Raw genomic sequence first — 18,684 nt, 5'->3', positions numbered from 1 at the left:
TCCGCCCTCCGCCTCTGCCCGTCCCGTTCCGGGGGCGCCGCCCCCGGACCCCCGCTCCTCCGTCGCCGCAGGGGCTGAAGAACTTCAACGGGGTCCAGGGGGGAGGCACCGGGCTAGTCGACCTCGGCGACCGCCTGGGCGAACTGGGCCTGGTAGAGGCGGGCGTAGGCGCCGCCGGACTCCAGGAGTTCGGTGTGCGCGCCCTGCTCCACGATCGCGCCGTCCTCCATCACGAGGATCGTGTCGGCGTCCCGGATCGTCGACAGGCGGTGGGCGATCACGAACGACGTCCGGCCGTGCGCCAGCTTCGCCATCGCCTTCTGGATCAGCACCTCGGTCCGGGTGTCCACGGAGCTGGTCGCCTCGTCGAGCACCAGGATGACCGGGTCCGACAGGAACGCCCGGGCGATCGTGATCAGCTGCTTCTCGCCCGCGCTGACACCCGATCCCTCGTCGTCGATCACGGTGTCGTAGCCGTCGGGCAGCGTACGGACGAACCGGTCGGCGTGCGCGGCGCGCGCCGCCTCCTCGATCTCCCCGCGGGTGACCTCCCGCGCGGCGCCGTACGCGATGTTGTCGGCGATCGTGCCCCCGAACAGCCAGGTGTCCTGGAGCACCATGCCGATCGCGGCCCGCAGTTCGTCACGGGAGATGGACGCCACGTCGACCCCGTCGAGGGTGATGCGGCCGCCCGTGACGTCGTAGAACCGCATCAGGAGGTTCACCAGGGTGGTCTTGCCGGCCCCGGTCGGGCCGACGATGGCGACCGTCTGGCCCGGCTCCACCGTCAGCGAGAGGTCCTCGATGAGCGGCTTCTCCGGGTCGTAGCGGAACGACACGTGCTCCAGCGCCACGCGCCCGCGCAGCTCGGCGGGGCCGGCCGAGACCGCCGGGTCCGCCTCCTGCTCGTCCGCGTCGAGGATCTCGAAGACCCGCTCCGCCGACGCCACACCCGACTGCACCAGATTCGCCATCGACGCGACCTGCGTCAGCGGCATCGAGAACTGGCGGGAGTACTGGACGAAGGCCTGCACGTCACCGATCGACAGCGTGCCGGAGGCGACGCGCAGTCCGCCGACGACCGCGACCAGCACGTAGTTCAGGTTGGAGACGAACATCATCAGCGGCTGCATGATCCCGCTGTTGAACTGGGCCTTGAACCCGGCCTGGTAGAGCTTGTCGTTCTGCTCGGCGAACTGCGCGGCCGACTCGTCGGCCCGCCCGAACACCTTCACCAGGTTGTGGCCGGTGTACATCTCCTCGATGTGGGCGTTGAGCTTGCCGGTGGTGCGCCACTGCTGCACGAAGTGCGGCTGCGAGCGCTTGCCGATCCGGGTGGCGACGACGAACGACAGCGGCACCGTGACCAGCGCGACGAGCGCGAGCAGCGGCGACACCCAGAACATCATCGCGAGCACCCCCACGATGGTCAGCAGCGAGTTGACGAGCTGGCCCATCGACTGCTGGAGGGTCTGCTGGATGTTGTCCATGTCGTTCGTGGCCCGGCTGAGGACCTCACCGCGCTGACGCTTGTCGAAGTACGACAGCGGCAGCCGCGACAGCTTCGCCTGGAGGTCCTCGCGCATCCGGTAGACGGTCCTGTTGACGGACCGGTTGACCAGCCGCGTCGCGACCGCCATCAGCAGGCCGGCCAGCAGGAACGTACAGAGCGCGAGGAGCAGGACGCTGCCGACGGCGTGGAAGTCGATGCCCTCACCGGGGGTGAAGTCCGTGCTCTTGAGCATGTCGGCGACGGCGCCCTGGCCGTGCGCGCGCAGCGAGTCCAGGGACTCGGCCTTGGTGGCGCCGGCCGGCATCTGACGGCCGACGATGCCCGCGAAGACCAGGTCGGTGGCGCGGCCGAGGATCTTCGGGCCGACCACCGACAGGCCGACGCTGAAGACGACGGCGACCAGCATCACGTACAGCGTGGCGCGCTCGGGCTTGAAATGGGTGAGGAGCCTGCGGCCCGACACCTTGAATTCCATCGAGCGCTGGTCCGGGCCGCTCCCGGCCATCATGCGCCCCATCGGCCCGGCCATCAGGCGGCCTCCGCTTCCGTCAGCTGGGAGAGGACGATCTCCCGGTAGGTCTCGTTGTCGGCCATCAGTTCGTGATGGCGTCCGGTGCCGACGACCCGGCCCTCGTCGAGGACCACGATCCGGTCGGCGTCGCGGATGGTCGACACCCGCTGGGCGACGATCACCACGGTGGCCTCGGCGGTCTCCTCGGCGAGCGCCGCGCGCAGCGCCGCGTCGGTCGCGTAGTCGAGGGCCGAGAAGGAGTCGTCGAAGAGGTAGATCTCGGGGCGCTGCACCAGGGTGCGGGCGATGGCCAGGCGTTGGCGCTGGCCGCCCGACACGTTGGTGCCGCCCTGGGCGATCGGCGCGTCCAGGCCGCCTTCGAGGCGGTCGACGAAGCCCTTGGCCTGCGCGACCTCCAAGGCGTGCCACAGCTCCTCGTCGGTCGCGTCGGGGTTGCCGTAGCGCAGGTTCGTGGCGACGGTCCCGGCGAACAGGTACGGCTTCTGCGGGACCATTCCGACCGTTCTGGCCAGCAGCTTCGGGCCGATCGTCGCCACGTCGACGCCGTCGACGAGGACCTCGCCGTCGGTGGCGTCGAACAGCCGGGGAACCAGGCCGAGCAGCGTCGACTTGCCGCTGCCCGTCGAGCCGATGACGGCGGTGATCTCCCCCGGGCGCGCCACGAGGTCGACGGACCTCAGGACCGGCTCCTCGGCACCCGGGTAGCGGAAGCCCGCCGCGCGGAGCTCCAGGTGGCCGTGGCGGCGCAGCTCCAGGACGGGCGCGACGGGCGGGACCACGCTGCTGTCCGTGCCCAGGACCTCCTGGATGCGCTCGGCGCAGACCTCCGCGCGCGGCACCATCATGAACATGAAGGTGGCCATCATCACGGACATGACGATCTGCATCAGGTAGGCGAGGAACGCGGTGAGGTCACCGATCTGCATGCCGCCGCTGTCGATGCGGTGGGCGCCGAACCAGACGACGGCGATGGACGACACGTTCACCACCGTCATGACGATCGGGAACATCAGGGCGAGCATCCGGCCGGTGGCCAGCGACGTCTCGGTGAGGTCGGTGTTGGCGCCCTTGAAGCGCTCCTTCTCGTAGCCGTCGCGCACGAACGCGCGGATCACCCGGTTGCCGGTGATCTGCTCGCGCAGCACCCGGTTCACGGTGTCCAGGCGCACCTGCATGGTGCGGAAGAGCGGGCGCAGCCGGCGCACGATGAGCGTGACGCAGATACCGAGGGTGGGCACCACGGCGATGAGCACCGCGGACAGCGGTACGTCGAGGCCGAGGGCCAGGATGATGCCGCCCACACACATGATCGGGGCCGACACCAGGAGGGTGAACGTCATCAGTGCGAGCATCTGCACCTGCTGGACGTCATTGGTGGTGCGGGTGATCAGCGAGGGTGCTCCGAAGTGACCCATCTCACGTGCGGAGAAGGACTGGACGCGGTCGAACACGGCGGCCCGGACGTCCCGGCCGACCGCGGACGCCGTCCGGGCGCCGTAGTAGACGGCCCCGATGTTGCAGACGACCTGCGCCAGCGAGATGCCGATCATGAGGGCACCGAAGGACAGGATGTAGTCCGTGTCCCCCTTCACGACACCGTTGTCGATGATGTGCGCGTTGAGCGTGGGCAGGTAGAGCGTGGCGCAGGTCTGCAGGAACTGCAGCAGCACCAGTAGGGCGATCGGTTTCTTGTACGGACTCAGGTGGGTCCGCAGGAGTCGTATGAGCACGCGGGGTCTCTCGGAATCGTCGACGGCTGGGTGATCGGCGGGCGCTGGATGGTGCACCACCCCCTATCGTCGGACACTCCACCGGTGTTACCTCAACCGATTGACCCAAGTGCGGACCAAGAACGGACCATGGCTCCGTCCCTGGACGTACGCCGGTCGGGCGCCGGGAAACCGGCTGTGGACCGTTACGCCCGGAACGCCCCGGGATGCGTCTGTTCCCGTACGGACACGTACTGCTGTCGTACGGCCTGGCCCACGGCGAGTTCGTCGCCGGGCTCCAGCACCTGGGCGACCGGACCCTGCCAGGCGGGCGGGTTCCGCCGGTCGAGAGTGCCCTGGGAGGCGCCGAGGGCCCAGGCGGCCTGGCGGGCCGCACCGAGCGCCGCGTAGTCCGCGGGCTGGGGCACCACGACCGGCGCGCCGAACAGCGCGGGCGCCACGGCCTGCACGGCGGGCAGCTCGGCGGCCTGGCCGAGCAGGAAGATCCGGCGGACGTCGACGCCGCGCCCGCGCAGGACGTCGAGCGCGTCCGCGAGACCGCACAGCATGCCCTCGAAGGCCGCCCGTGCCAGGTGCTCGGGCCGCATCGACTCCCGCCGCAGTCCCGCCAGCGTCCCCGCCGTGTGCGGCAGGTTCGGCGTGCGCTCGCCCTCCAGGTACGGCAGCAGGACCAGCCCGTGCGAGCCCGGCGTCGACTTCATCGCCAGGTCGGACAGGCCCTCCAGGTCCGGCACGCCGAGCAGCTCGGCGGCGCCGCGCAGGGCCCGTACGGCGTTGAGCGTGCTGACGACCGGGAGGTGCATGCCGGTCGCGTCCGCGAGGGAGGTGATCATGCCGGTGGAGTCCACCAGCGCTCCGGTGTGCACGGCCATCACGGAACCGGAGGCGCCGAGCGACACCACCGCGTCGCCGAGCCCGATGCCGAGCCCGAACGCCGCCGCCATGGTCTCGCCGGTGCCGGCGGATATCAGCAGCCCCTCGGGCGTGGTCCCCGCCGCGTCGGACGGGCCGAGCACCTCGGGGAGCGCGGCGTGGTGGCCGAGGGCGAGTTCGATGAGGTCGGGGCGGTATCCACCGGTCGCCGCCGACCAGTAGCCGGTCCCGGAGGCGCCGCCCCGGTCCGTGGTCCTGCGCACCGGCCGCCCGAGCAGCTGCCACACCAGCCAGTCGTGGGCCTGCAGCAGCATGGCGGTCCGCCGCGCCGCGTCGGGTTCGGTCTTGTTCAGCCAGCGGAGCTTGGTCACCGGCTGCGCGGCCTGCGGGACGCTGCCCACGGCCTGCGCCCACGCCTCGCGCCCGCCGAGCGCGTCGATGAGATCGGCCGCCGCGACCTGCGCCCGCTTGTCACCGCCGACCAGCGCGGGCCGCACGGTGTTGCCCTGCGCGTCCAGCGGGACGAGCCCGTTCTGCTGTGCGGACACCCCGATGGCCTGCACGCCTTCGAGCAGGCCGCCGCCGGCGGCCTCGCCCAGGGACAGCAGCCAGGCCTGTGGATCGACGTCGGACGGACGTCCTCCGCCCTCGGCGCCGTCGAGCGGATGCGGCGCGTAGCCCTGCCGCAGCACGGTGCCCGTGTCCGCGTCGCAGACGACGATTCGAGTGAAATCGGGCGAACTGTCCAACCCGGCGACTATCCCCATGGCGGAAATTCTGCCGTACGACAGAGGGTGGCGGCGCCGGGCGGGTGCACGAGATCCGGCGCGGCCCTTGATTCCTCCGGTGTGACGGGTGTGCCGGTCAGGTGTTGCTGGTGCCCCAGTCGTCCTGTCCGGTCCCGCCCGTGTTCCGCTGCCGGAGCGAGCGGACCCGGTCGGTGACCGAGTCGGGGACGCGGTCGCCCACCTTCTCGCTCACCGTGTGGAACGCCTTGCCCGCGATCGCCCGGCCCTGCTGGGCCGCGGTCTCGGCGGTGTTGCGCACCGCCGGGTTCTGCGAGACCTGACGAGCGGACTTCCTCAGCTGCTCGTACCGCTCTCGCCCGGCGCGCGTGCCGAGCACGTACCCCAGGGCCAGTCCGGCGACGAATGTGAGCTTGTAGCGCATGACAGCCACCCTTCCCTTGCGTCGGCATCGGTACGGAGGGAACCGATTGGCGGAGCACCCCCCTGCTTGCGCTAATGTATGTGTCGCAGCGAGCACACGCTTCCTGGCGAATACCCAGGTAGGTGCGTTCGATGCAACGAGACATTCCCCTGTAGCTCAATTGGCAGAGCAGCCGGCTGTTAACCGGCAGGTTACTGGTTCGAGTCCAGTCGGGGGAGCTCGGTCTCCTGTAGCTCAATTGGCAGAGCAGCCGGCTGTTAACCGGCAGGTTACTGGTTCGAGTCCAGTCGGGAGAGCAACGGAAGAGGACCCCTCAGGGGTCCTTTTTCATGTCCGGTGGAACCGCCCGGGGCACGCCGAAGTCCTCATGGTCGTGCGATGCCGACCATCCGAAGCAGGAGATCGTATGAGCGGCTATGCTGCGGCAGACGGCGCGCACAAATGTGCGCGGCGCGCCGTGACGGGGCGGTAGCTCAGCCGGTTAGAGCAGCGGACTCATAATCCGTCGGCCGTGGGTTCGAGTCCCACCCGCCCCACCACACGCTACGCGGGAAGAATCGATGCGACCAGCAACTTCGCTGGCGGATCAGGCGAGTTGAGAGCCCGCGAGGGCGCCCCGCCCAACCGAGGAACCCCGGTCGCACCGCCCTCGCGGAGGCCCCCGTTCCGGCCAACTCGCCCCTCACCCGAACGGCCTGACCGGCCCTCGGACGGAGTACACCGAAACCGCCCCGAGGCCGTCCCGGAGGGGCCCGCGGCACTGATCGCCGGGACGCCGGAAGCCCCCCGCGGACGGCTCGCACCGACCGGTCCCCCCACCCGAGCCGTCGGCACCCTCCCGAGCGCGGGGCCCGGCTCCTCCCCGCGGGCCCCGCACTCGGGAGGGTGCCGTACGGAACATCCTGCTCGGAGGGTAGGAGCGGTTCTCCGTGGGCACCATGCGTCTAAGCGCGTCGGCGACGACGCGGGGGATCGTCAGTCATGAGGAGGGGTCATGAACCGTCAGATCCGGATTCGCGTCAGCCGCCGGCCCGCCGCGCCGCGCGAGATGCCGATCGACCGCAGGACCCCTTCGGGACGCATCCTGCCGTACTGACCCGGCCGTTCCCCCTCTTCCCTCCCGCTCCCGGCCGGAGCGCTCGTGGCCGCAAGTGGCTTGATCTGGCAGTCAGGTTGACCTGCGAACTCGTTTCGTCGTACACCCGGGCGGGCAGGCACTCGGCAGCGTTTGTCCCGGTCCGTCCGGACCGAGGGAGGGGGAGCGCTGTGCGTGACCATGTGCGTTCGGCGGACGGGCGGTTGCTGCGCGTCGAGATCTCGGGGGATCCACGGGGACGCCCCGTGTTCCTGCTGCACGGCATGCCCGGCAGCCGGGTCGGGCCGCGGCCCCGGTCCATGTTCCTGTACCAGCGCGGCACCCGTCTGATCAGCTACGACCGCCCCGGGTACGGAGGATCGGACCGGCTCCCGGGACGACGGGTCGTCGACGTCGTGCAGGACGTCGCGTCCATCGCGGACGCCCTGGGCATCGACCGGTTCGCCGTGGCCGGCCGGTCCGGAGGCGCCCCGCACGCGCTGGCCTGCGCCGCGCTGATGCCGCAGCGGGTGACCCGGGCCGCGGCACTCGTGGGGCTCGCCCCGCGCGGCGCCGAGGGGCTCGACTGGTTCGCCGGGATGGCGCCGTCGAACGTCAACGAGTTCCGGACCGCGTTCACCGACCCGGACCGCTTCACCGCCCGGCTGATCCCGCGGTCCGCCGCCATCCGCCGGGACCCGGTGCGCCTGCTGGAGGATCTGCGGCCCGAACTCACCGCGGACGACCGGCAGATTGTCTCCGACAACACCATCCGCTCGATGCTGCTGCGCAACTACCGCGAGGCGCTGCGGACCTCCCCGTACGGCTGGATCGACGACGCGCTCGCCCTCACCGGGAACTGGGGCTTCGAGCCGGCGGACATCCGGGTGCCGGTGCTGCTGTGGCACGGGGTGAAGGACGTGTTCTCCCCGGCGTCGCACTCCTCGTGGATGGCCGCCCGGATTCCCCGGGCCACCGCCGTCCTCGAACCCACCGCCGCCCACTTCGCCGCGCTGCGGGCACTGCCCAAGGTGCTGGCTTGGCTGCTCGCGGACACTCCGGTGTGGCCCGGCAGCAGGCGGGGCCGCGCGGTGACCTCCGGCGCGGGCGCCCACGCCGGTCTCCCGCCGGCGCCGACCGGCCGGGCGCGCTCGCAGGCCGCCACCCCGCTCTGAGGATCCGGGCGTCGGGCACCCGCAACGGTCACCGATGCCCGGCCGGTCACCGGGCTCCGGCACGACACGCGGCCCACGGGAACGCGCCTCCGCCGCGGGACCCCGTCGTCGGGGCGCGCGGAGAAGCCGTCGGCCGGTCTCTCCGGGCGCCCCGTCCGGGTCTCACACCGCCAGGGGTTCCAGGTCCCGGTAGATACGGCGGTCGTCCGCGGCGACGCGGGTCATGCCGTTCTCCTCGCCGAGGAGCGCGCGCAGTTCCGTGAGGGCCGCGTCGCGCATCATGCGGGCCTCGTCCCTGCGGCCGAGCGCGGCGAGGGTCAGGCCGGCGTTCGCGACGATGGCGAGCGTCTCCGGGTGGTGCGGGCCGAGCACCGTACGCAGGGTCACGACGGCCTTCTCCTCCAGCTCACGGGCCTCGGCCAGCCGGCCCTGGTCGGCGAGGACGTTGGCGTAGTTGATGCCGGTGAACAGGGTGTGCGGGTGCTTCTCGCCGAGGACCTCGCCCATCCGCCGCAGCACCTTGCGGAACACCCTCTCCGCCTCCTCGGCGTCGCCGCAGCCCCAGTGGAAGATCCCCAGGTTGTTCAGCGCGGCCTGGGTGTACGGGTGGGCCTCGCCCGGCACCTTCATGTACTCCGTGAGGGCCTCCCGGGCGACCTCGCGCGCCGCCTCCCGCTCGTCCGCCGCGAACAGGTCCGCCGCCATGTTGAGGTCGCAGGCCAGCGAGTCCGGGGTCGGTGCCTCGTACTGCTGCCGGTACTGCGCGCGCGTCGCCGTGGTGAGCCGCCGGGCGTCCTCGAACTCGCCCGCCCGCCGCAGCGACACCGCGAGGGACTTCGCACAGCTCAGCGTGCCCGGGAAGTCCTTGCCGAGGATGCGCTTGTGGGCGTCGTAGGCGCGCGAGAGGAGGGACACCGACTCGCCGTAGCGGCCGACCTCGCGCAGGTCGCGGCCCAGACGCGCCGCCGAGGCGAGCGTGTACGGGTGGTCGGGGCCGAGGACCTCCGTGCGGCGGTCGAAGGTCTCCTGGTCGAGGACGCGGGCCTCGCCGTAGCGGCCGACCATGCGCAGTGCGAGCGCGAGGTTGTTGGCGGCGCTCAGGGTGCGGCGGTGCGACTCGTGGAAGATCTGCCGGAACCCGTCGTGCGCCTCGCGCGCGAACTCCACCGCCGACTCGTACACCCCGAGCGCCGCGAGGTCGCTGGCGAGGCCGGACATGGTGACGTACGTGTGCGGGTGCGTGGGTCCGAGGACCCGCTGCTGGCGTTCCAGGAGCGCCGTGTTGATGTCCCGGGCCTCCACGTAACGCCCCTGGGAGCGCAGGACGTTGCCGAGCTGGCAGCGCAGGTACAGGAACTGGACGTCGTCCTCGCCGAGGATCGGCTCCCAGTGGGCGAGGAGTTCCTCGGCGAGCGCCTGCGCGCCGGGGAACTCACCGCGCTTCCACAGGTAGCGGACGCGGTCGATGAGGAGCCTGCGGGTCGCGGAGTCGGTGCAGTTGCGGGCGTCCGAGGCCGCCAGGTGCGGCCAGATGACCGCGAAGCGCGGCCAGGTCTCCGGGTCGTCGATCGGTTCGTCGCCGTCCGGCCGGCAGCCCGCGAGGACCGTGTGCACCACGTGCCGCGCCTGCCGCTGCTCCTCCTCGGTGAGCTGCGAGCGGATGACGGCCTGCACCAGCCGGTGGACCTGGATGCTGTTGCTGACCTGGTCGACCTTGGCGAGCGCGAACCGGCCGATCTCCCGGATCACCCGGCCGAGCAGCAGACTCTCCTGCAGCGCCGGGTCGTACGGCCTGAGGGCGTCGATCATCTCCTTGCTGTAGAGCAGGTGCGAGGAGATCGGCTCGGCGGCCAGGAACGCGCACAGCTGGAGCAGCCGCACCGAGGCCGGGGAGCGTTCACGCAGTCGGGCGATGGAGATGTTCCAGGTCGCGGCCACCGTCTGCGGGTAGTCGGCGGGCTGGTTGAGGTCCAGGACCTCGGTGGTCTGCTCGGCGAGCTGGCGCAGGTACTCCTCGATCGGGGTGGCCGTCTCCGCGAGCCAGGCCGCCGCCTGCTCGACGGCCAGCGGCAGGTCGCCGACCGCGGTCGCGACCCGGTCGGCCTCCTCCACGGTCAGCCCGGAGGCACGCCGGGTGAGGTGATCGATGCTCTCCTCGCGCAGGAACACGTCGATGGGCAGCGAGGCGCCCTGCTGCGCCCACGCCTGGTTGCGGGAGGTGACGAGGATGTGGCCGCCGCCCCCGGCCGGGAAGAAGCGGGTGAGGCGGGCCGGGTCGTCGGCGTTGTCGAAGATCAGGATCCACCGCTTGGTCGGCGCCCCGCGGGCCAGCATCTGCACGGCTTCCTGGCTGGCCAGGTTGATGTCCTCGCCGCTGGGCGCGCCGATGCGGGCCGCGAGTTCGGCGAGCGAGGAGACGACGTTGCCGGGGTCCTCGGCGGAGATCCACCACACCAGGTCGTAGTCGGCCATGAACCGGTGCACGTACTCCAGCGCCACCTGGGTCTTGCCGACGCCGCCGAGTCCGTACAGCGCCTGCGGCTGCGGCAGGACGACGGAGATGCCGCCGCCGAGCTGGTCGCGGACCCGGTTGAGGATGACGTCGCGGCCGGTGAAGGTGTTGTTGCGCTGCGGCGCGCTCCAGATGGCCGGGGTGCTGCCCGGGAACCGGGGTCCCGCCGCGCCGGGTTCGACGGGCCGGCCCGGCAGTTCCAGGGCGCCGAGGAGCGCGCTGACGCACTGGGCCTCGTCGAGCCGGTGCAGGTCGACCGGATTGCGGTCGAGGTAGGACTGCGGCAGGTGCACCTCGTCCACCCGGACGGGGACGACGCTGCCGTGCGCGGTGTCGTGCGGGGCCACGTCCTCGGCGTCCGTCAGGGCGCGCCAGAGGGGGTCGGCGTGCCGGGACTTGCGGAACGCCTTGGACAGCAGCACCAGGGTGCGGGTCGCCGGGTCCGGGCGGTCGCCGGGGCCGGACGCGATGTCGTGCGGGGTGACCCGGCAGCCGGCCCGCTTGAGGAGCGACTCGATCCAGTCGGCCCAGACCCGGTTCTCCGCCGTGTACGCGATCACCACGTCCGCCGCGGTGGAGATCGGCCGCCTCCTGAGGAACGCGTCCCGGCAGCGCAGCCGTACAGCCTCCGGAACCGGCGGCAGGGCGGTCACGGTGCCGTCGGTGATGACCGCGGTGAGCCGCTCGAACGCGGACAGCAGCGAGTTGGCGATGCCGCTCTCGTCGCCGACGGTGGCGAGGGTCTCCTCGTAGGCGTAGTACGGGCGGTACGGGATCTCGACGGCGCCCCAGTAGGCCGTCAGTTCCTCGCCGGCCAGTTCCTCGCCGCCGAGCCCCTTGGGCAGTCCGTCGAACTTCAGACGGGCCAGCGCCCGGCCGGCGTCCACCTTCTCCTTCTCGCCCTCGTCGATGCGCATCGGCACCGGCAGGACCCGGATCGGCCGCTTGCGGTAGCCGTCCTCCACGCTGCGGGCGACGGCCGCCGCGCCGTCGAGGGACTGGTCGCTGAGCGTGAAGCAGTCCACCAGCACGTCGGGCATCTGGATGGTGCAGATGTCGGCGTTGTCGGAGAGCCCGGTGCGGCTGTCGATCAGCACGTAGTCGTAGGAGGCCCGCATGTCGTCGCGCAGGGCGTCGAGGAAGAGGCCGCCGCCGAGCCGTTCGTAGAAGTTGTCCCACTCGAAGGACGAGACGCTCGCCGAGTACGAGCGGTCCTGGCGCCCGGCGGAGAGGAAGTCGAGCGAGCCGCCCTCCTGGAAGCGCAGTCCGAGGCGTTCGGGCGTCAGGGAGATGGCGTGCTGCTCGACGCGCGCGTAGTCCCGGTGCCATTCGCCGGAGCGCTGGGTTCCGGTGGTCGCGGCCCATGCGTACTCGTTGATGATGTCGATGACGCCGGTGGTGGCCGCGAGCGCGTTGGGGTCGAGGAAGGGATGGAAGAAGCGGTGCAGGCCGGGGGCCTCCAGGTCCCAGTCGACGGCGAGGACGCGCCTGCCGTTGGCGGCGAGGATCCAGGCCGTGTTGGCCAGGGCCATGGTGCGGCCCGTGCCTCCCTTGTACGAGTAGAAGGTGATGATCCGTCCGTCCTGCACGGCCGTCATGCTTCTTCTCCTCCGTGGTCGGATCCGCCTTCGGGCAGCGGCCGGTGGGTGGGGCCCATCAGGCGGGGCCGGCGGACGGCCGGGCCCGCGGGCGGATGCGCCTCGGCGTGCTTGAGGTACTGCCGGGTCGCGTGCGCGACGACGACAGGGAGTACGTCGGTGAAGGCCTTCAGCGTGGGTACGCCGTTGACGGCGACCCGGCAGTCCGCGCGCCGCCCCCGGTCGAGGATCAGCGGCAGGGTCCGTTCGAGTTCCGCCGCCAGGCGCCGGCCCTCCTCGCCGTGGCACTGGATGTCGGTCCGGTTCCACGGGACGACCGCGCTGATCCAGGGCCGGGCGCTGGCGTCGAACGCCTTGAGCCTGCGGGCCCGTTCCTCGTCGGTGAGCGCCCAGCGGTCGACGAGCAGGATGCCCGGGTGGCTCGGGCCGGCCTTCTCCGTGTCGTCCGCGCCCAGGTCGTCGTCGGTGGTCTCGTCGTCGAACGAGGACACCGTGATCCGGTAGTCGAGGGAGCGGATGAGTTCCTCGGCGAGAGCGGGCAGCGAACGGGTCGACTCCGAGTGGTACGGGTTCCAGTCCTGGGCGTCCTCGCCGTAGGGGCGGGCGTCCCGGTGCTCGGGGATGCTGTGCCGGGTGGGTGCCGCCACCGTCAGGTGGATGCGCCGGGGACCCTCGCCGCGCGGCTTGAACGCGCTCGGCGTGCTCTCGTAGGGGCGCGGTCTGCTGGAGGGCAGCGGAGAATCCTGCGCGATCTGCACGATCCGCTGGGCGAGGCCGAGGACCGTTTCCTCGTACTCGTCGCGCAGCCGGTTCAGTTTGATCAGACCGTAGATGCCGTTGGCCGCGTAACGGTCCCCGAACTGGGCGTGGTCCACATGGATGTGCCGTACGGAATCCGGGAGTTGGGCGTAGTCGATATGCGTCCACAGTGCGGGGACGATCGCCTGCACCGCGCCGTTGCTGGTGGCCCGGGCCCGCAGAATGCGTTCGTTGAAGGCGAACCATTCCCGGCCGCAACTCTCACTGGTGAAGTAGCGCGGCGAGAACAGCGGCACGAACACCCGGCAGTTGGCGAGGTTCTCGCTGAGTTTCTCCGGCCAGCCGTCCCCCGAACGCATCTCCCGGTCCATGAACCCGGCGGGCACGCCCGCGGGCAGGTCGGTCAGCGCCATGATGTGGTCGCACAGATCCGTGAAGAGGACCTGCACCCAGTGGTCCGGATCCCCGCCACCGGGCCCCCAGGCCGGTGTGTGGGCGTAACTCAGGAAGAAGTACGGCCGGTTGTCCGATGCCCGTTCAGGTATGTCCACGCGCCCCCCTGCCTGTGGATGAGACCCCTACGGGATGTTCACCTGGCCGGAACCCACAATCTTCCCGACCGAGGCCCCGTGCGGGTCGCCTCTTTCACGTCAATCCCTGGCGATATCCAGACATCTGGACCCCGGCCAGGTCGACGGCCTCCCGCATCCCGAAGAGCCGCACCGCTCTCCCCGCCATTTCCCGTTCCGCCGGGAGATCACGCGGCAGCCGCGCCCCGATCGCCCCGAAGTCCCCGTCGTACAGGGTGATGTCCTCGTACGAGGTCCAGCGGCCGGTCCCGCCCGTCACGCAGGAGTACGAGCGGAGCGGCGGCGCGGGCCGCAGCCGGTACTCGGCGAGATGGAACGCGCTGCACACCTCGAACCCCACCCGGAACAGCAGGACGTGGGCGTGGGCCGCGTAGAGCGCGCCGAGCGGGGAGCGTTCGCCGAGATGACAGTCCGGGTCGTGGACGGCGAGCAGCTCGGCCGCCCGCGGGCCGAGTCCGGCGAGCGAGGTGTGCGGGTGGCCGCTGCGCACGGCGCCCGGTGCGGTGCGCACGCACTCGGCGAGCACGCCCATCGTCGGGCAGGGGGTGGTCGCGGTGTCGAACGGCGGCCGGGACGCGCGGAACGCCCGCTCCCGCTCCTCGGGCATCCCTGCGGTGAGCTCCTTGTAGGCCCGTGAGGTGAAGGAGTTCTCCGGGGAGAAGGCGGGCACGACGAGGGTGCCGTCCGGTCCGAGCGCGTCGAGCAGCGCGTCCCGTACCTCGGCGGCCCGCAGTCCGCTGCCGCCGAGGGAGGCGTGCACCATGACGACGCCTCCGCGGGGGATGCCCAACTGACTGAATAAGTAGCCCAGTTGAGGGGAGTCAGTCACGTCGGCCGGCCCATCCGGACGAGGCCGTGCTCGCCGCCTGCTTCAGTTCGGCGCGCAGCTCGTCCGCCAGTACCGCGCCCGTGGCGGTGAGTTCGCCGGCGGGGCGGGCCGCCAGCAGGTCGAGGGCGCGGGCAGCCCGCTCCAGGGCGGCGGCCCGCTGGGCCGTCCCACCGGCCCAGTAGGCGGCGTTGCCCAGCTCGCCGCTCGCCTCGTCGAGCAGTCGGCCGGCCCGGTTGCCCGGCACGTTCAGGTCGGCCGTCTCGCGCAGCGCCCTGAGGCGGGCCAGCCGTGCGGCGCGCGGCAGTTCCCGGACCAGGTCCTCGGGCTCGAAGTCCACGGCCAGGCCGATCGCGCCGAGCCCGTGCGCGCCGAGCCGCACGCCCGTGCCGGCGGCGAGTGGGGTGACGGTGGTCAACGCCGCCACGTGGACGCCGTCGCGCTCCTGTGGGTGCCGCTCCTCCAGCAACTCGTAGGCTCCGCCGAGCCGTTTGGTGAACATGGCGCGGTCGCTGGAGCCCAGCGGCTCGGCGACCGGTACGGGGTAGCAGTCGCGGAGCGGGTCGGCGTCGTCCAGGAGCAGAAGGGTGCCGCCCGCGACGGGGACCGTGTGCAGGGGCCGCCAGGGGGAGCGGCCGTCGCCGGGGGAGTGGGTGGTGCCGGCCCGGGTGCGTACCCGTAGCTCCCCGGCGGTCACCGAGACGTCGACGGGGCCCGGACCGGGGAGGCCGAGGGTGCCCAGGGTGGGCAGGTGCAGGCCGGCGGTGGGCTCGTCCCAGGAGAGCGTGAGGTCGGCGCCGGCGCGGACGGCCGCGGCGGTGATCGCGCGGGCGAGCGGCGCCGGTTCGGCGAGCCGGCCGTGCAGGCAGTTGTTCAGTGCGGTGTGCAGATAGGGGTGCGCGAGGATCTCGTCGACGTACGGCGCGGTCGACGGGGCGCCGTCGAGCGCGAGGAACGCCCGCCACACCGCGTCCCAGCCGGGCTCGCCGGTGTGCCGGGCGGCGACGACGGGGACCAGGGTGCGGACCAGCTCGCCCTGCGCGTACCCGAGTTCGTGGCGGTCGTGGACGGCGGGGCTCAGGGAGTGGTCGGTGACGCGCTCGGCGACTCCGTCCACGAAGGCCTTCAGGTCCGCGCAGAAGACGCTCGGGTTCGCGAAGCCGTGCCCGGTGCTGTACCGGTGCGCGTAGAGGCCTCCGCCGCACGACTCGACCACCGGGCAGCGCCGGCAGGTCGCGCCGACGCCCGCGAGGCCCAGCTGCCGGGCGCGCACCCCGGGGTGCCCGGCGAACTCGGCGAAGGTGTGCCGGTCGACGTCGTAGCCGGTGGACGGGGCACCGTCGTACGCGGTCTTCAGGGAGTCGGCCTGCTCGAAGCTGCCGTCGGTCTCCACCACCGCGAGGTCGCTCGGCGCGAGGCCCATCGCCTCCGTCAGCGGCGGGCCGCCCCGCAGGGTGCTCAGGACCGACTCGAAGGTCCGCACCCCGACGGTGCGGCCCTGGGCGTCCCACCGGTCGAAGATGCTCAGCAGCCAGTCGGCGTAGGCGGTGGGGGAGCCGTCCGGCCGGGGCGGGGGACTGTCCCACGTGGAGTGCGGCAGCAGGTAGTCGACACGGGGCGGACGCAGGGCGGACAGCGCGTCGTGCACCGCGACGGGATCGTTGGCCACGTCCACCGTGCACAGCAGGCCGCTGTAGAGGTGCCGGTACTCGGGCGTGCGCAGCAGGTCGATCGCGCGCAGCACCCGGTCGTGGCTGCTGCGGCCCCGCCGGTCGCGCCGGTGCCGGTCGTTCGCGGCGCGGTCGCCGTCGAGCGAGATGCTGACCTTGACGTCGAATTCCTTGAACACATCGAGATAGCGGGTGTTCAGCCGCACGCCGTTCGTGTGAATTCTGAGATCGAGGTCGGTCGCCGGGGTGATGGTGCGGACGAGTTCCGCACAGATGTCTCTCATACGGACGGGGCCCACGAGAAGGGGTTCGCCACCGTGAAGGATCACGGAAACGGACGGGAGTTTCTCTTCCCTGGCATAGTCCGCGAATCTCCGGGCCACTTTTCCGAGTGTTTCTTCGGAAATGAAGGTGGGGCGGCTTTTCCAGCTCTGATCGGCATGCTCGTACACATAACAGTGATCACAGGCCAGGTCGCACCGGCTGTGAATCTTGAGGACGAGTTGCTGGAGCTTCACCCGGTGAAGGGTAATACCGGGGACGCGCCCCCTGTACCGCGAACTCCTTGATCCGCAAGGCCTGTTGGGGGATCGGGGGCGCGCGGACGGGCGCACCCGGCGGGGTGACCCGGATGCGCCCGTACGAAAGCGGTGGGGGTGCCTAGAGGGCCGAGTCGAAGGTGATCGGCCTGGCCGGGCGGCGTCCGGGGATGTCCGTCACTCGTCCGGCGGACCTCACGGCGGCGGTCCCGAGCGGGTCGATCGCCGACAGCGGGGTGTGCGGCCGGCGCATGGGCCTGGGGGCGGCGGAGCGGTGCGTCGCCTGCGTCACCGGAAGGTTCATGTGAGGACTTTCGCTTGATGGGCTGCTATCGGGCGGAGAGTACCAGTCGGATCTATCGCGCAACCTGCACTTCCTTCGATTTCAGACTTAGTCGCGAGTGGCGCTTTACGCAATGCGAGCGCGGCCGGCCGGATGAATCCCGTGAACGTGTCGGAACGGGGTACGGCGAGGGAGACGTCAGTTCGGCGGGTGCCGGGTCCTCACAGCGGTGACTGCCAGGTGAACGGGGTGGCCGTGCCGCCGCCGGGGACCGGGGAGTCGTCCCGGACGGTGAGTCGTACGGCGGGACGGCCGTCCGGCAGGGCGGCCGTGGCGTCGACGACGACCTCGATCCGGGAGACCCCGGCACGTCGCGAGGCGACGGCGAGGGCGCGGCGCAGGGCGGCGACGAGGTGCCCGGCGACGGACTCCGGAACCCGGTCCTCTACGGGCCCGGTGAACCGGGCGGACGGCTGGAAACCGAGCAGCGCCCCCGCGCCCGCCGTCTCGCGCAGCACCTTGCCACGGAAGGTGGTGGGCGCGTCGGCGGGCGGCTGCTGAAGGGCGAAGATCGCGGTGCGGACCTCCTGGATGGTGGACTGCAGCTCGTCGACGGCGTGGCCGAGCGTCGCCCGCACCTCCGCGGCGCCGCCGTCCCCCGGCTCCCTCGCTCGCGCCCCCTCCGTCGCTCCGCCGGCTCCCTCGGCCCGGCTCCGGCGCAGCGTGGACTCCAGCATCATGCCGGTCGCGAACAGGCGTTGGACGACCAGGTCGTGCAGGTCACGGGCGATGCGGTCGCGGTCCTCGTAGACCGCGAGACGCTCCCGGCTGTGCCGGGCGCCGGCGAGGACGAGCGCGAGCGCGGCCTGCGAGGCGAACTGGGTGGCCAGCAGGCGTTCGACCCGGGTGTACGGGCGGTCGCCCCGCGCGCGCGGCAGGGCCAGCGTGCCGATGAGCCGGCCCTCGGTCTGCAGGGGCAGCATCATGCTCGGCCCGAACCGGGACCGCACCGGCGTCGTCATCCGCGGGTCGGTCGCCGAGTCGTCGATGAACACCGGCTCTCCGCCGAGGAGTTGTTCGAGGACGGGGCTGCCGGGCGCGATGGTGGTACCGACGATGCCGTCCGGGTCCTGATGCGTGGAGGCGGCCACGATCTCCATGCCGCCCTCCGGCGTGGGCTGGAGGATCACACCCGCCGCCGCGCCCGCGAGGAGCCTGGCCCGCTCGGCGACCGTCAGCAGGGCGTCGTCCGCGCTCTCCCCGGTGAGCAGGGCTGTGGTCACGGCGGCGGCCCCCTCGATCCAGCGCTCCCGCTGCCGGGCCGTCTCGTACAGCCGGGCGTTGGCGATGGCGATCCCGGCCTGCGTGGCGAGCAGCCGCACCACCTGCTCGTCCTCCGGGGTGAAGGGGCCGCCGGACCTGTCCGCGAGATACAGGTTCCCGAACACCTCGTCACCGACACGGATGGGCACGTCCAGGCAGATCTCGGGAACGGGGTGCGGGCCGGTGCCGGCCTCGGCACCGGTGGCCGCCCCGCTCTCGTCGTCGCCGTCGTGGCCGTCGGTCTCGCCGTCGGTGTCCGTGCCGGGAGGCCGGGTGCGCGGATCGGTCACCGTCCTGCGCAGGCGTACCAGGCCGTCCCGGCCCGGGTCCTTCGTGCCCAGGGCCGCGGACCGGGCGCCGGTCAGCTCCGCCGCCGCGTCCACGATCCGCTGGAGCGTGGCGCGCAGTTCGAGGTCGGTGCCGACGCGCAGGACCGCTTCGAGGAGGGGCGGGAGCCCGGGGACGGGATCGGACCCGCCGCCGGGTACGTGTGCGGGACCGGTCATGCGAGACCCC

At 71.9% G+C, this 18,684-nt stretch carries 11 protein-coding genes and 3 tRNA genes; 4 read left to right on the top strand and 10 right to left on the bottom strand.

Annotation, left to right across the window (positions count from 1 at the left end; genetic code table 11):
• Positions 1 to 113 precede the first annotated feature (113 nt).
• The 4 genes from ACIRQH_RS24690 to ACIRQH_RS24675 form a co-directional block, all read right to left on the bottom strand.
• Positions 114 to 2,042, bottom strand: coding sequence for an ABC transporter ATP-binding protein (locus tag ACIRQH_RS24690; RefSeq protein WP_388929950.1), 1,929 nt, complete (start codon positions 2,040 to 2,042; stop codon positions 114 to 116).
• Positions 2,042 to 3,775, bottom strand: a complete 1,734-nt coding sequence (locus tag ACIRQH_RS24685) for an ABC transporter ATP-binding protein (RefSeq protein ID WP_358818915.1) — start codon at positions 3,773 to 3,775, stop codon at positions 2,042 to 2,044. Before ACIRQH_RS24685 ends, ACIRQH_RS24690 begins: the two co-directional genes overlap by 1 nt.
• Positions 3,776 to 3,960: 185 nt before the next feature.
• Positions 3,961 to 5,415: an FGGY family carbohydrate kinase gene (locus ACIRQH_RS24680; RefSeq protein WP_388929949.1), complete on the bottom strand. Its 1,455-nt coding sequence runs from the start codon at positions 5,413 to 5,415 to the stop codon at positions 3,961 to 3,963.
• A gap of 97 nt (positions 5,416 to 5,512) precedes the next feature.
• On the bottom strand, positions 5,513 to 5,818 hold the full coding sequence (locus ACIRQH_RS24675; RefSeq protein ID WP_358818913.1) for a YtxH domain-containing protein: 306 nt from the start codon (positions 5,816 to 5,818) through the stop codon (positions 5,513 to 5,515).
• Between the two features lie 145 nt (positions 5,819 to 5,963).
• Between ACIRQH_RS24675 and ACIRQH_RS24670 the strand changes: the two genes are divergently transcribed.
• The 4 genes from ACIRQH_RS24670 to ACIRQH_RS24655 all read left to right on the top strand — a co-directional run bounded on the left by ACIRQH_RS24670 (position 5,964) and on the right by ACIRQH_RS24655 (position 8,068).
• A tRNA-Asn gene (locus ACIRQH_RS24670) sits at positions 5,964 to 6,036 on the top strand.
• 5 nt (positions 6,037 to 6,041) lie between these two features.
• Positions 6,042 to 6,114, top strand: a tRNA-Asn gene (locus ACIRQH_RS24665).
• A 166-nt stretch (positions 6,115 to 6,280) separates the two neighbouring features.
• Positions 6,281 to 6,357 (top strand) — tRNA-Ile (locus ACIRQH_RS24660).
• A 727-nt stretch (positions 6,358 to 7,084) separates the two neighbouring features.
• Complete coding sequence (locus ACIRQH_RS24655) at positions 7,085 to 8,068, top strand: alpha/beta fold hydrolase (protein WP_404227005.1); 984 nt, start codon at positions 7,085 to 7,087, stop codon at positions 8,066 to 8,068.
• Between the two features lie 162 nt (positions 8,069 to 8,230).
• Here the strand turns inward: ACIRQH_RS24655 and fxsT are convergent, their stop codons facing one another.
• From fxsT to ACIRQH_RS24625, 6 genes are all read right to left on the bottom strand, one after another.
• Complete coding sequence (gene fxsT / locus ACIRQH_RS24650; protein ID WP_404227004.1) at positions 8,231 to 12,178, bottom strand: FxSxx-COOH system tetratricopeptide repeat protein; 3,948 nt, start codon at positions 12,176 to 12,178, stop codon at positions 8,231 to 8,233.
• A complete protein-coding gene (locus ACIRQH_RS24645) occupies positions 12,175 to 13,488 on the bottom strand; it encodes a TIR-like protein FxsC (RefSeq protein ID WP_404227003.1) in 1,314 nt (437 codons plus the stop codon). The genes fxsT and ACIRQH_RS24645 overlap by 4 nt, the downstream gene beginning before the upstream one ends.
• A gap of 94 nt (positions 13,489 to 13,582) precedes the next feature.
• Complete coding sequence (locus ACIRQH_RS24640; protein ID WP_404227002.1) at positions 13,583 to 14,356, bottom strand: AAC(3) family N-acetyltransferase; 774 nt, start codon at positions 14,354 to 14,356, stop codon at positions 13,583 to 13,585.
• Entirely contained in the window at positions 14,349 to 16,541 is a 2,193-nt protein-coding gene (gene fxsBH / locus ACIRQH_RS24635) for a radical SAM/SPASM protein FxsBH, inactivated beta-hydroxylase extension form (RefSeq protein ID WP_404227001.1), read from the bottom strand. The genes ACIRQH_RS24640 and fxsBH overlap by 8 nt, the downstream gene beginning before the upstream one ends.
• Positions 16,542 to 16,683: 142 nt before the next feature.
• A complete protein-coding gene (locus tag ACIRQH_RS24630; RefSeq protein WP_355863655.1) occupies positions 16,684 to 16,866 on the bottom strand; it encodes a hypothetical protein in 183 nt (60 codons plus the stop codon).
• A 200-nt stretch (positions 16,867 to 17,066) separates the two neighbouring features.
• Positions 17,067 to 18,674 (bottom strand): GAF domain-containing protein, encoded by a 1,608-nt coding sequence (locus ACIRQH_RS24625; protein ID WP_388864703.1) that lies wholly within the window; start codon positions 18,672 to 18,674, stop codon positions 17,067 to 17,069.
• Positions 18,675 to 18,684 lie beyond the last annotated feature (10 nt).

Origin of the sequence: Streptomyces sp. NPDC102279 (assembly GCF_044766365.1) — a bacterium.
Taxonomy (GTDB): Bacteria; Actinomycetota; Actinomycetes; order Streptomycetales; family Streptomycetaceae; genus Streptomyces.
The sequence above is the reverse complement of the archived record's forward strand: the minus strand, read 5'-3'. Positions and strand labels throughout refer to the sequence as shown.